Annotated in this window: 14 protein-coding genes; 13 read left to right on the top strand and 1 reads right to left on the bottom strand. The window is 72.4% G+C overall.

Annotated features, from left to right (window positions below; genetic code table 11):
- The 5 genes from clpS to AB0M95_RS05885 all read left to right on the top strand — a co-directional run bounded on the left by clpS (position 1) and on the right by AB0M95_RS05885 (position 2,731).
- The gene (gene clpS / locus AB0M95_RS05905; RefSeq protein ID WP_184887440.1) at positions 1 to 291 is read left to right on the top strand and encodes an ATP-dependent Clp protease adapter ClpS; all 291 of its coding nucleotides are present in this window, start codon (positions 1 to 3) and stop codon (positions 289 to 291) included.
- A complete protein-coding gene (locus AB0M95_RS05900; RefSeq protein ID WP_363760072.1) occupies positions 288 to 815 on the top strand; it encodes a DUF2017 domain-containing protein in 528 nt (175 codons plus the stop codon). The genes clpS and AB0M95_RS05900 overlap by 4 nt, the downstream gene beginning before the upstream one ends.
- A 9-nt stretch (positions 816 to 824) precedes the next feature.
- Positions 825 to 1,235: a M67 family metallopeptidase gene (locus tag AB0M95_RS05895; RefSeq protein ID WP_358515731.1), complete on the top strand. Its 411-nt coding sequence runs from the start codon at positions 825 to 827 to the stop codon at positions 1,233 to 1,235.
- A gap of 267 nt (positions 1,236 to 1,502) precedes the next feature.
- Positions 1,503 to 1,781, top strand: coding sequence for a MoaD/ThiS family protein (locus tag AB0M95_RS05890; protein ID WP_358515728.1), 279 nt, complete (start codon positions 1,503 to 1,505; stop codon positions 1,779 to 1,781).
- A gap of 2 nt (positions 1,782 to 1,783) precedes the next feature.
- Positions 1,784 to 2,731, top strand: coding sequence for a cysteine synthase (locus AB0M95_RS05885; protein ID WP_363760068.1), 948 nt, complete (start codon positions 1,784 to 1,786; stop codon positions 2,729 to 2,731).
- Between the two features lie 180 nt (positions 2,732 to 2,911).
- Here AB0M95_RS05885 and AB0M95_RS05880 read toward each other — a convergent pair whose 3' ends face one another.
- On the bottom strand, positions 2,912 to 4,627 hold the full coding sequence (locus AB0M95_RS05880) for a DUF3352 domain-containing protein (protein ID WP_363760065.1): 1,716 nt from the start codon (positions 4,625 to 4,627) through the stop codon (positions 2,912 to 2,914).
- Between the two features lie 220 nt (positions 4,628 to 4,847).
- Here AB0M95_RS05880 and AB0M95_RS05875 point away from each other — a divergent pair, with 220 nt between their 5' ends.
- The 8 genes from AB0M95_RS05875 to AB0M95_RS05840 all read left to right on the top strand — a co-directional run bounded on the left by AB0M95_RS05875 (position 4,848) and on the right by AB0M95_RS05840 (position 12,131).
- Positions 4,848 to 5,666: a thioesterase family protein gene (locus tag AB0M95_RS05875; protein ID WP_363760063.1), complete on the top strand. Its 819-nt coding sequence runs from the start codon at positions 4,848 to 4,850 to the stop codon at positions 5,664 to 5,666.
- Positions 5,667 to 5,732: 66 nt separating this feature from the next.
- Positions 5,733 to 6,644, top strand: a complete 912-nt coding sequence (gene murI / locus AB0M95_RS05870) for a glutamate racemase (RefSeq protein ID WP_363760061.1) — start codon at positions 5,733 to 5,735, stop codon at positions 6,642 to 6,644.
- 118 nt (positions 6,645 to 6,762) lie between these two features.
- Complete coding sequence (locus AB0M95_RS05865; RefSeq protein ID WP_363760058.1) at positions 6,763 to 7,515, top strand: MBL fold metallo-hydrolase; 753 nt, start codon at positions 6,763 to 6,765, stop codon at positions 7,513 to 7,515.
- A gap of 4 nt (positions 7,516 to 7,519) precedes the next feature.
- A complete protein-coding gene (gene rph / locus AB0M95_RS05860) occupies positions 7,520 to 8,236 on the top strand; it encodes a ribonuclease PH (RefSeq protein WP_358515711.1) in 717 nt (238 codons plus the stop codon).
- Entirely contained in the window at positions 8,233 to 8,844 is a 612-nt protein-coding gene (gene rdgB, locus AB0M95_RS05855) for an RdgB/HAM1 family non-canonical purine NTP pyrophosphatase (protein ID WP_363760055.1), read from the top strand. Before rph ends, rdgB begins: the two co-directional genes overlap by 4 nt.
- Positions 8,845 to 8,972: 128 nt before the next feature.
- Entirely contained in the window at positions 8,973 to 10,688 is a 1,716-nt protein-coding gene (locus AB0M95_RS05850) for a molybdopterin-dependent oxidoreductase (protein ID WP_363760052.1), read from the top strand.
- A gap of 218 nt (positions 10,689 to 10,906) precedes the next feature.
- Entirely contained in the window at positions 10,907 to 11,809 is a 903-nt protein-coding gene (locus AB0M95_RS05845; protein WP_363760049.1) for a toxin glutamine deamidase domain-containing protein, read from the top strand.
- A gap of 43 nt (positions 11,810 to 11,852) precedes the next feature.
- Complete coding sequence (locus tag AB0M95_RS05840) at positions 11,853 to 12,131, top strand: hypothetical protein (RefSeq protein ID WP_358515698.1); 279 nt, start codon at positions 11,853 to 11,855, stop codon at positions 12,129 to 12,131.
- Positions 12,132 to 12,156 lie beyond the last annotated feature (25 nt).

Below are 12,156 nucleotides of genomic sequence, written 5' to 3'. Positions count from 1 at the left end.
GTGGGTAGTACCGCGCCGGCTGAGGTCGCACGTCCGTCGATGGACGTCCGGCCCGATCTCCCCTGGCTGACGATCGTCTGGAACGACCCGGTCAACCTGATGTCGTACGTGACGTACGTCTTCCAGACCGTCTTCGGCTACCCCCGTGAGAAGGCCGAGAAGCTCATGCTCGACGTGCACCACAAGGGCAGGGCCGTGGTGGCGAGCGGCACCCGCGAGGAGATGGAACGCGACGTGCAGATCTTGCACTCCTACGGCCTGTGGGCCACCGTCCAGCGGGATTCGGCGTGAGCACGGGCTTCAGCGCGGGCCTCGGCGGAGGCGTGACGATCTTCCTGGACGGCGGGGAGGCGTCGATCCTGCGCTCGCTGGTGGCGCAGGTCCTCGGTCTGGTGCAGCCCGGCTCCACCGGGCAGGACCCGCTGGAGCGCGCGCTCGGCATCGGCGAGGCCGAGGAGCCCTCTGATCCGGTGCTCGCCCGCCTGTTCCCCTCCGCCTACGCCGACGACGAGAAGGCGTCGGCGGAGTTCCGGCGCTACACCGAGGCCACGCTGCGCGAGGGCAAGCGCGCCGACGCCGAGACGCTGCTGGAGACCGCCGAGCAGGGGGAGGTCCGCCTCACCGCCGACCAGGCGCAGGCGTGGCTACGCGCGCTGAACGACGTCCGGCTGGCCCTCGGCGTGCGCCTGGAGGTCACCGAGGAGATCCACGAAGAGCTGTCCGACATGTCCGAGGACGACCCGCGCTACCCGGCGTACGTGACCTACGACTGGCTGACCTACCTGCAGGACACACTGGTCCGCGCGCTTTGGTAACTTCCAGGCATGCTGACGATCTCACGGGAACTGGTCGACAAGATCATCGCCCACGCCTGGGCCGATCACCCGGACGAGGCGTGCGGGGTGATCGCGGGGCCGGTCGGCTCCGACCGTCCCGAGCGGTTCATTCCCATGGAGAACGCCGAGCGTTCGCCCACGTTCTACCGCTTCGACTCGATGGAGCAGTTCCGGGTGTGGCGCGAGATGGACGACCGTGACGAGGAGCCCGTGGTCGTCTACCACTCCCACACCGCCACCGAGGCATATCCCTCGCGCACCGACGTCTCCTACGCCTCCGAGCCGAACGCCCACTACGTGCTGGTGTCCACGGCCGACGCCGACGCGGTGCAGTTCCGCTCCTACCGGATCATCGACGGCGTCATCACCGAGGAGGACGTGAAGATCGTCCCCGCCTGAACGGTCCGCCGTCCGGCGCGGTTTCGGCCATCGGCGCGAACGCCCGGACGCTGTAGAGTTGGGAACATGCTGACGATTGACCCGGAGATCGGGAGCGCCAGGGTGCGCCCCGGGCCTTCGTCGCCCGTGCGGACGCACCTTTTCGGGCACACTCCCTGTGCCGTCGTCTACGACTGTTCCTGATCGCAGGAATCCCGTCCTCCCGACGCGTGTTCGCACCCGTTGGGCGCCCCCGCGACGACAAATGACCAAGGAGACTGACCCGCGATGGCCATCGAGGTTCGCATTCCGACCATCCTCCGCACCTACACCGGCGGCGAGAAGTCCGTCAGCGGCGCCGGTGCGACGCTGTCCGACCTGATCGGCGACCTGGAGTCCCGCCACCCCGGCATCAAGGAGCGCATCGTCGACGAGTCCGGCCTGCGCCGGTTCGTCAACGTCTACCTCAACGACGAGGACGTCCGCTTCCTGGGCGGCCTCGACACTCCCGTCTCAGACGGCGACACCGTCACGGTGCTCCCCGCCGTGGCCGGGGGCGCGCGCTAGTCATGCGCTTCGACTCGCTGATCGAATCGGTCGGGCGCACGCCGCTCGTGGGGCTGCCACGCCTGTCCCCGTCCCCGGACGTCCGCGTCTGGGCGAAGCTGGAGGACCGCAATCCGACCGGCTCGGTCAAGGACCGCCCGGCGCTGTGGATGATCGAGCAGGCGGAGAAGGACGGCCTGCTCAGCCCCGGCTGCACGATCCTGGAGCCGACCTCGGGCAACACCGGCATCTCGCTGGCCATGTCCGCCCGGCTCAAGGGCTACAAGCTGATCTGCGTCATGCCGGAGAACACCTCCGAGGAGCGCCGCCAGCTTCTGCGCATGTGGGGAGCCGAGATCATCTCCTCGCCGGCGGCGGGCGGCTCCAACGAGGCCGTGCGCGTCGCCAAGGGGCTCGCGGCCGAGAACCCCTCGTGGGTGATGCTCTACCAGTACGGAAACCCGGCGAACTGGCGCTCCCACTACGAGTCGACCGGGCCCGAGATCCTCGAGGACCTTCCCTCGATCACGCACTTCGTGGCCGGGCTCGGCACCACCGGCACGCTGATGGGGGTCGGGCGCTTCCTGCGCGAGCGGGTGCCCGGCGTCCAGATCGTCGCCGCCGAGCCGCGGTACGGCGAGCTGGTGTACGGGCTGCGCAACGTGGACGAGGGCTTCATCCCCGAGATCTACGACGCCGACGTCCTCACCACGCGCTACTCCGTGACCTCGGCCGACGCGCTGCGGCGCACCCGCGAGCTGCTCGGCGCCGAGGGCATCTTCGCCGGCATCTCCACCGGCTGCGCGCTGCACGCGGCGCTCGGCATGGCGGCCAAGGCGGTGAAGGCGGGCGAGCGCGCCGACATCGCGTTCATCGTGGCCGACGGTGGCTGGAAGTACCTGTCCACGGGCGCCTACGAGGGCACCCTGGACGAGGCCGAGGACCGCCTGGAGGGCCAGCTCTGGGCCTAGCGTCGGTGCCAGCAGCTCTGGGCCTGGCCTCAGTGCCCGCTCTGAGCCGGTTCTGTACCGGTTTTGAGCCGATCACGAGCCGATCCTGAGCTGGTTCTGGGCGAAGTCTCGGCGCTGCTCGTTTCGGACGTACGACGAAGGGCCGGCCCCCGGACGGGGAGCCGGCCCTTCGTTGGTACCTCAGTTGAACAGGACCCGCAGGGTGAAGGACCCGGTGTCGCCGGACTGCCGGCCGCTGATGCCCACGGCCTTCAGCTTCTCCACGCTCGCCCTCTCGTCGCCGTTCAGCGAGTTCAGGTAGTACTTCTCCAGCTTGTCCAGGTCGACGTACAGCGCGGTGCTCGCCGAGCCGGCGTCGGGGACCGCGGTCTTGAAGGTCTCGCTGTCGCCGAGCGTCCCGTCCTGCGCGAGCAGCGCCGCGTAGGCCTCGGTGCCGGCGAGCACGAGCCGCCCGTCCGCGGCCACCTTGGCGATCTGCGGCACCCCCGTGCCGGACTTCTGGGCGGCTGCCTCCAGCTTGGCGACGACCTCCTGCGCCTTGGCGGGGTCGGTGGTGAGCACCGCGCCGATGTTGGGCAGTTCCCCGTCCAGGCCCTTCTCGTCGACCGCGACGGTGAGGTTCTTGCCGAGCAGGGTCACCGCGTCGTCCGGCAGCGTGATGCCGTACGCCTGCTGGGCCATCGCGACGATGTCGCCGCCGCCCTGGGCCCCGGCGGCCGACTCGATGGTCTTGAGCAGCTCGGGCCACTGCTTGGAGAGCAGGTCGCCGAGCCCGGAGATCGAGACCGCGCCGACGGTCGAGGCGGGCAGGTCGGCGATACGGCTCGGCTCGCTCGCGTCGACGGCCTTCACGCCGCTGGTGGCGACGCTCAGCTCGGCGTAGCCGCTGTCGAAGCGCAGGGCTCCGGCGAAGCGCGCGTTCTCGGCGAGGCCGAGGGCGGCGCGGTCGGCGCCCGTGGTGTCAGCGATGATCTTGGAGAGATGTCCCATGTCCGCCCAGAAGGACAGGATGCCGGGGTCGCCGAGGGACTTGAGGTCGGCGGTGAAGTTCGCGTTGGCCGACAGCGGAGCGGCGGCGGCGTACCCGTCGGCGGCCCGCTGGGTCACGGCCATGAGCGCGTAGCCCTCGCGGAAGGCCAGGCCCTTCAGTTCGCCGCCCTTGTTCAGCTTGGCCAGCCCCGTGCGGGCGGCGGCCTCGTCGGTGACCTGGACGGCGAGCACGACCTCGGGCTGCCCCTTCTTCGTGTCGGCGGGGGCGCGCAGCGCGAGACCGATCCGGTCGCCGAGCCAGGGCTGGATGTCGCGGGCGTAATCGATCTTGTCAAGGGCGCCGCTCTTGCCGATCAGCTCGGCCAGCGCCTTGCGCGGGTCGTCGCCGGAGAAGCTGTCCTGGGTCGCGGGGAACTTGCGCGCCAGGCTGAACAGCGCCAGCTTCTGGGCCGCGGACGGGTCGAGGTCCAGCCGCGCGTACACCAGGGCGTCGCCGGGCAGCACGTCCTCGGGCTGGGTCCCGCCGCCGCTGAGCAGGTTCATCGCGTACACGCCGCCACCGCCGACCAGCGCCACGATCACGGCGGCGATCACGGCCAGTAACCAGCCGCCGCGCCGCTTCCTCCGGTGGCCCGGCGGGGGCGGGGGCTGCATGGGCGGCCCGAGCTCTCCGCCCTGCCAGGTCGGTGGGCCCTCCACCGGCGGCGGGGCATAGCCGTACGGCTGCTGTCCGTAGCCCGCCTGCTGCCCGTATCCGGCCTGCTGTTCGTACCCTGGCTGCTGGCCGTATCCAGCCTGCCGGCCGTACCCGGCGGGAGTGGGCCCGCCGCCGGGCGTCCGGTAGTGCACCGTGGCCTCCGGGTCCTGGTTGAAGGGGTACGGGGGATAGGGCTGCTGGTCAGACATGATCCACTCTCGCCGTCTCATGGGGTTCGGTCATGAAAGTAGATCGTCCCGGTAGCAGGCCGCTTGCAAGACGCTTTCGCCTGCATAAGGTAGGGATATTTCAAGTCGGGCCGAGCGTTCGCGGCCCCTCCGCCGCCAGGGCGCCACCGGGCGTCGGTAAAGTGAGGGCGAACAGAACAATATTCGGCAGGTTCGGCCGGGCGAGGGCTCAAGGGGACAGATGACGAAGTTCGACGAGGCCACCCAGGCCATCCGGGTCGACGCGACGACCTACGACGTGTGCCTGGACCCCGGCTACTCCATCGGCGGCCCGCTCAACGGCGGCTACCTCATGGCCGCGCTGCTGCGGGCGGTCGTCGACGCCTCCCCGCACGACCACCCCGTCTCGACATCCGTCCAGTTCCTCCGCGCGGCGGCGCCGGGCCCGGCCCGGGTCCACCTGGAACAGGTCAAGATCGGCAGGACGGCCACCGTGACCCGGGCCACGCTGGTCCGAGACGGCCGGGCCCACCTCGACGCCCTCGTCACGACCGCCACGCTCGGCGACGCCGCGAGCACCTGGTCGGGGACGCCCGCCGTCGCCATGCCCCCCGTCGAGGAATGCGTGACGCTGCCCGAGCCAAAGCCCGAGTCGAACATGACGTTCAGCGCCCGCATGGAGCTGCGCTTCGACCCGCCCACCATCGGCTGGCTCCACGGCGAGCCGACCGGACGGCCCGAGTCGCGCGCGTACTTCCGCATGGCCGAGCCGCAGGACCCCGACCCGTTCGTCCTGGCCCTGGCCGTGGACGCGCTGCCGCCGGTCGTGTTCTCGGCCGGGAGCCGCGGCTGGGCCCCCACCGTGGAGCTGACCTGGCACCTGCGCGCCCTGCCCGCGCCCGGCTGGCTCACGCTCATCGGCCACGGACGGCTGATCAGGGACGGCTGGTTCGACGAGGACGTCGAGGTGTGGGACTCCGCGGGCCACCTCGTCGCCCAGTCGCGCCAGCTCGCCCGCCTCGGCCGGGGCGGGCGAGCCGACGCGACCGGGCCGGCATAGACGATTACCGCCGTGTGAGGATTCTTACCGCGAGCGATTGACCGCGCTCCCCTAACCTTGGGAATCATGTCGGACATCGGGAGCGTCGCCCACACGCCGTGGGTCAGCATCAGGGAGTCCTCGGGCGAGGACATCGGCCGCGAGGAGCCCGCGATCGGGATCTTCGACAGCGGCGTCGGCGGCCTCACCGTCGCGCGGGCGATCATCGACCAGCTTCCGGGCGAGTCGATCCTCTACGTCGCCGACACCGCGCGCCAGCCGTACGGGCCCAAGCGCATCGCCGAGGTGCGCGCCTACGCCCTCCAGGTCATGGACCACCTCGTCGAGGCCGACGTCAAGATGCTCGTGATCGCCTGCAACAGCGCCAGCGCGGCCGTCCTGAGGGACGCCAGGGAGCGCTACGACGTCCCGGTGGTGGAGGTGATCCTCCCGGCGACGCGCAGGGCCGTGCGGGCCACCAGGAACGGCCGGGTCGGGGTGATCGCGACCCGCGCCACCATCGAGTCGATGGCCTACCACGACGCCTTCGCGGCCGCCCCGGACGTCCGCCTCACCGGCGTGGCCGCCCCCCGGCTGGTGGAGTTCGTGGAGCGCGGAGAGACGATGAGCGAGGAGCTGATCGAGGTCGCCCGCGGGTACCTGCGGCCGGTGATCGACGAGGGCTGCGACACGCTGATCCTCGGCTGCACCCACTACCCGCTGCTCGCCGGGGCCATCTCCTATGTGATGGGGGAGGGCGTCACGCTGGTGTCGAGCGCGGACGAGACCGCCAAGGACGTCTTCCGCGTCCTGCACGACCGCGGGCTGGTGGGGCAGGGTACAGGGCCCCGGCACCGGTTCCGCGCGACCGGCGACGGCACCCTGTTCGCCGACCTCGGCCGGCGCTTCCTCGGCCCCGAGATCGTCACCGTCGAACGCGCGCCGCTCGGCGGGACGGCGGACGAGGAGGCGCTGACCGCGCCCGTCCAGCCCGGTTAGGCGGGTCGGGCGGGTCAGGCGCTCGGGGGTGGGCGGTGATGCGGGGCACAACAGCGAGCCGGTGCGACAGGCGGCCTCGGGGAGGGGCGCGCCGCGCCGGGAGAGTGAGGAGAAAGCCGTGAAGCTGACGATCGTGGGATGCTCCGGGAGCTTTCCCGGCCCGGACAGCCCTGCGTCCTGTTATCTGCTGGAGGCCGAGGGCTTCCGCATGCTGCTCGACTTCGGCAACGGCTCGCTCGGACCCCTGCAGCGGCATATCGGCCTGTACGACGTCGACGCCATCTGCCTGTCCCACCTGCACGCCGACCACTGCCTGGACCTGTGCGCCTATCACGTCGTGCGCACCTACGCCCCCGTCCGGCCCCTGCCGCGCGTCCCGGTCCACGCGCCCCGGGACGCCCCGCGCCGCCTCGCCGCCGCCTACGGCATGGACGAGGAGCCGGGCCTGGAGACCGCGTTCGACTTCGCGCCGCTCGCGCCGGGCGTCTTCCGCGTGGGCCCGTTCGAGGTGACCGCCGCCCTGATGAACCACCCCGTCGAGACCTACGGCTTCCGCGTCTCGCACGGCGGGCGCTCGGTGGCGTACTCCGGTGACACCGGCGAGTGCCCCGAGCTGGTCGAACTCGCCGCGGACGCCGACATCCTGCTCTGCGAGGCGTCCTTCCTGGACCGTCCGGGCAATCCGAAGGGCCTGCACATGACCGGCGGGCAGGCGGCCGAGCACGCCGCGCGCGCCGGTGTCGGCACGCTGGTGCTCACCCACCTGGTGCCCTGGTACGACCCCGCGGAGGTGCTCGCCGAGGCCCGTCGCGCGGGCTTCGGCGGCGACATCGAACTCGCGCGGAGCGGGGCCGTGTATGACCTAAGGTGAGCCCATGGCACGTGAAGACGGGCGCAGGCCCGATCAGCTTCGGCCCGTCACGATCACCCGTGGCTGGCTCGCTCACGCCGAGGGCTCGGTCCTCGTGGAGTTCGGGCGCACCAAAGTGCTGTGCGCCGCCTCTGTGCAGGACAGCGTGCCGCGATGGCGCAGGGGCAGCGGGCTCGGCTGGATCACCGCCGAGTACGCCATGCTGCCCCGGGCCACCAACACCCGCGGCGACCGCGAGTCGGTGCGCGGCAAGATCGGCGGGCGCACGCACGAGATCTCCCGCCTGATCGGGCGGTCCCTGCGCGCCTGCGTCGACTACAAGGCCCTCGGCGAGAACAGCATCGTCCTCGACTGCGACGTTCTGCAGGCCGATGGCGGCACGCGCACCGCCGCCATCACCGGGGCCTACGTCGCGCTCGCCGACGCCGTGGCGTGGATGCGCGCGCGCAAGATGTGCCCGGGCGACCCGCTGGTCAACTCCGTCGCCGCCGTCTCGGTGGGCGTCGTGGGCACCTCCACCCTGCTCGACCTCTGCTACAGCGAGGACGTCGCGGCCGAAACGGACATGAACGTCGTCATGACCGGGTCGGGGGAGTTCGTCGAGGTCCAGGGCACCGCCGAGGGCGTTCCCTTCGACCGCGGCGCGCTCGACTCGCTGCTCGACCTCGCCGCCGGGGGCTGCGCCGAGCTGACCGTCCGCCAGCGTGAGGCGCTCGCATGAGCGGTGTGGCGCGAGTCGTGCTCGCCACGCGCAACCAGGGCAAGATAGTCGAGCTTCGCCGCATCCTGGCGGAGGCCGATCAGAAGATCGAGCTCGTCGGCCTGGAGGAGTTCCCCGAGATCGGCGAGGTCGCCGAGACCGGCCTCACGTTCGCCGAGAACGCTCTGCTCAAGGCGCACGCCGTCGCCTCGGCCAGCGGGCTGCCCGCCGTCGCCGACGACTCCGGGCTGTGCGTCGAGGCGCTGAACGGCATGCCGGGCGTCTTCTCCGCCCGCTGGTCGGGGTCGCACGGCGACGACGCCGGGAACCTGCGGCTCCTGCTCGCCCAGGTCTCCGACGTTCCCGACGGCCGCAGGGGCGCCCACTTCGCCTGCGCGGCCGCCGCCGCCCTGCCGTCCGGTGAGGAGCGCGTGGTCGAGGGCGCTCTTCATGGCGCGCTCGTCCGCGCCTCGCGCGGCACCAACGGGTTCGGGTACGACCCGATCTTCGTGCCGGAGGGCGAGACGCGCACGACCGCCGAGATGTCCCCGGCCGAGAAGGACGCGATCAGCCACCGCGGGCGGGCCTTCCGCGCGCTCGTCCCCGCCCTGCGCGACCTGCTCGGCTGAACCAGCCGAGCGGAGCGAGGCCATAGGCGCAGCCCCGTCACCCGGCGGCGGTACCCGCCTGGTACGCCCAGGTTCCCGTAACCAGGGCGTAAGAACCGGCGGGGGCTTTTGGGCGTAGCGTTCGCTGTGTGAAGGACTTCAACGCGCGTTCGCGTGCGGACGCGTGGGCGGCGGCGCTCGCCGGGCTGGTGGCGGGCGCCGTGGCGCTCGGAGTCGGCCAGCTCGCCGCCGGGCTGATCGACCCGGGCGCGGCGCCGGTCATCGCGGTCGGCGACGCGACGGTCGACCGCACCCCGCAGGCCCTGAAGGACTGGGCGATCCGCACGTTCGGCACGAACGACAAGGTCGTGCTCATCGGCGGCATCGTGGTGGTGCTCGCGCTCGTCGCGGCCGGGCTCGGCCTGCTCGCCCGCCGCCGGCCCGGGCTCGCGACGGCCGGGCTGCTCGTCTTCGGGCTGGTCGGCGCGGTCGCGGCGTCCACCCGGCCGGACGCGGGGTCGCTGGATGCCGTCCCGTCGGTCCTCGGCGCGGCCGTCGGGGCCTGGGCGCTGCGCGTCATCGTCCGCCGCGCCTGGCCGCCCGGTCGCCACGCCGGCCTGGACCAGGACCACTCCGCCGTGCGCGACAGTGGCGAGGGCGCTCACGGTGGCGAGGTCGCCGGGGCTCACGGTGGCGAGGGCGCCACGGGCGCTGGCGGACATCGGGTCGCGGGCGACGGCGACGTCGACCGGGCGCGGTACCCCGCCGTCATGCGCGCGGGCGGCCGGCCGCACGAGTTCGACCGGCGCGGCCTGCTCACCGGCGTCGTCGCGGGCGTCGCCGTCGCGGGGGTCGCCGGGCTGGCGGGACGGGGACTGGCCGGGCGCCTGGAAGTCGGCGCCGAACGGGCCAAGATCGCACTGCCCAGGCCCGCGAAGCCGCTCAGGCCGATCCCGGTGGGCGCCGACCTGCGACTGAAGGACCTTTCCCCCTTCGTCACCCCGAACCGGGACTTCTACCGCATCGACACCGCGCTGGTCCTCCCGCAGGTCGACCCCAAGACGTGGAAGCTGAAGATCCACGGCATGGTGGACCGACCCGTCGAGCTGACCTACGACCAGCTCCTGAGGCGCCCGCTGAGGGAGGCCGACGTGACGCTGACCTGCGTCTCCAACGACGTCGGCGGCCCGTACGTCGGCAACGCCCGCTGGCTCGGCGCGAGCCTGGCCGACATACTGCGCGAGGCGGGCGTCCAGTCCGGCGCCGACATGCTGCTGTCGACGTCCACCGACGGCTGGACATCCGGCACCCCCGTGGACGTCGTGATGGACGGCCGCGACGCGCTGCTCGCCATCGCCATGAACGGCGAGCCCCTTCCGCTCGCGCACGGCTTCCCGGTGCGCCAGGTCGTCCCCGGCCTGTACGGCTACGTCTCGGCGACGAAGTGGATCACCGAGATCAAGGTCGGCCGCTACGACCAGGAGGAGGCGTACTGGACCGAGCGCGGCTGGGCGCCCAAGGGCCCGATCAAGACGGAGTCCCGCATCGACCTGCCCCGGGGCGGCTCCACCATCCGCGCGGGCCGGACGCGGATCGCCGGTGTGGCCTGGGCGCAGCACAAGGGCATCGACGCGGTCGAGGTGCGCGTCGACAAGGGCCCGTGGCGGCAGGCCAGCCTCGCCGAGGTGCCGGGCATCGACACCTGGCGGCAGTGGGTCGTGGACGGCTGGGACGCCACTCCCGGCGAGCACACGATCGAGGTTCGCGCCACCGACGCCACCGGCTACACCCAGACGCCCGACTACGCCCCGGTCATCCCGGACGGCGCGACGGGCTGGCACTCCATCCTCGTCGTGGTGAAGTGAGCTCACCCGAGGGGTGCGCGCATGCGCCGTACCTTCCGGGCGTACTGGCTGCGGCAGGGGCAGGGTTGATCTCCGCTTGATATGGCTTCGCAGCCGAAGAGGACTCGGTACGGGGGAGACCGGTGGCCCCAGGTGAATCCCCGAATCGGCCGTCCCCCGCCGAGACGCGGCCCTACGATCGACGTCTGTCCGGGGGGGTACGGGGGTTGGGGGAGACCATGTCCGGATCCAGGCATGACGGCGCGCCGAGGACGTTCCGGGGACGTTCCACGGTGGTGAGGTACAACCCGGTCGTCACGGCCGACGGCGTCCGCTGGCGCGACTACGAGCTGGCCGCCGAGGCACACGCCGGCGAGTGGCGTCCCGCGCCGGTCGCCACCCACGACTCCGGGACGTGGCACGCGACGCCCGCCCACGACTCCGGGACGTGGCACGCGACCCCGGCCCGCGACGAGGTCCTCGCGGCCGAGGCGCCGCCCCCGCCGTGGCCGGGGCCGGTCGAGGACTGGTTCGACATGCCGGGCAGGCCGCCTCGGCTGGACACGTGCAGGCCCTACGGGACGCCGGGCGGGCTCGCCTGGCCGGACCCGCAGCTCCAGCGGGACCTGTGCCAGGTGCTCCCCCCGGGAGCCCGTTTCCCCGACCCGCGCGGCGCTTGGATCCGCCTGGTCAACGGGGAGGGGCCCGGCGAAGACCCGTTCCGGGCGACCAACGCCCTCGACTGCGCGCTGGCGGTGATCTCCACCTGGCACGGCGAGCCGATGGTCGCCGCCCCGCGCCTGCCCGAGTACGACCGGCTGGGCAGGCCCTCGCTGACCGGTGAGGCGGGTGGCGTGGCGCGGGCCGAGCGGTGGCTGGGGCACCGTTTCGAGTACGTCGGGCAGGGCCGCCGCGCGTACACGGCGATCGCCCAGCGGCTGCGCACGGGCGGGCACGGCGCGTCGGCCGTGCTGGTCACGCGCTGGCCCTCGGGAGGCGCCCACGCGTGGAACGCGGTCAACTCGGCGGGCGCGGTGGTGTGGGTGGACGCGCAACGCGGTCACACGTCCGTGGACGCGCCCCGAGGTCCGGTCACGGGCGTCTTCTGCGTCGTCACGGACCGCCGGGGGAGGCGGCTGTGAGCCATTCGGGAGCCATTCGGGGAGGCGGCGTGGGGAGGCTCCGGTGAGTGAGTTGTCGGCGGAGCGGGCGCGGGCGCTGGCCGAGGAGTACTTCAACGGGCCGCTTCCCGCGGGGCAGGCCACCGAGGTCGGGCTGCACGCGTTCGAGGGCGGATATGTCGCCTGGCCGAAGGCCCCAGAGCCCGAGGACCCGAGCGTCCTGCCGGACGTCGCCGGAGGCGGCTGCGTCGTCATCGACAAGGTGACCGGCGAGCTGTCGATCCGTCCGCTGCTGACCCCGGAGGCCGTGGCGGAGCAGTGGCCGGGACACCGCCCCAGATGACGCGGTGGCCGGGACATCGCCCCAC

Origin of the sequence: Sphaerisporangium sp. NPDC051017 (assembly GCF_040683095.1) — a bacterium.
Lineage (GTDB): Bacteria > Actinomycetota > Actinomycetes > Streptosporangiales > Streptosporangiaceae > Sphaerisporangium.
The sequence above is the reverse complement of the archived record's forward strand: the minus strand, read 5'-3'. Positions and strand labels throughout refer to the sequence as shown.

Bases quoted from the DNA above. Each gene is read 5' to 3' on its own strand.
- AB0M95_RS05895 (WP_358515731.1), top strand. From the start codon at position 825: ATGCTGACGATCTCACGGGAACTGGTCGACAAGATCATCGCCCACGCC.
- AB0M95_RS05890 (WP_358515728.1), top strand. From the start codon at position 1,503: ATGGCCATCGAGGTTCGCATTCCGACCATCCTCCGCACCTACACCGGC.
- AB0M95_RS05885 (WP_363760068.1), top strand. From the start codon at position 1,784: ATGCGCTTCGACTCGCTGATCGAATCGGTCGGGCGCACGCCGCTCGTG.
- AB0M95_RS05880 (WP_363760065.1), bottom strand. From the start codon at position 4,627: ATGTCTGACCAGCAGCCCTATCCCCCGTACCCCTTCAACCAGGACCCG.
- AB0M95_RS05875 (WP_363760063.1), top strand. From the start codon at position 4,848: ATGACGAAGTTCGACGAGGCCACCCAGGCCATCCGGGTCGACGCGACG.
- murI (WP_363760061.1), top strand. From the start codon at position 5,733: ATGTCGGACATCGGGAGCGTCGCCCACACGCCGTGGGTCAGCATCAGG.
- rph (WP_358515711.1), top strand. From the start codon at position 7,520: ATGGCACGTGAAGACGGGCGCAGGCCCGATCAGCTTCGGCCCGTCACG.
- rdgB (WP_363760055.1), top strand. From the start codon at position 8,233: ATGAGCGGTGTGGCGCGAGTCGTGCTCGCCACGCGCAACCAGGGCAAG.
- AB0M95_RS05845 (WP_363760049.1), top strand. From the start codon at position 10,907: ATGTCCGGATCCAGGCATGACGGCGCGCCGAGGACGTTCCGGGGACGT.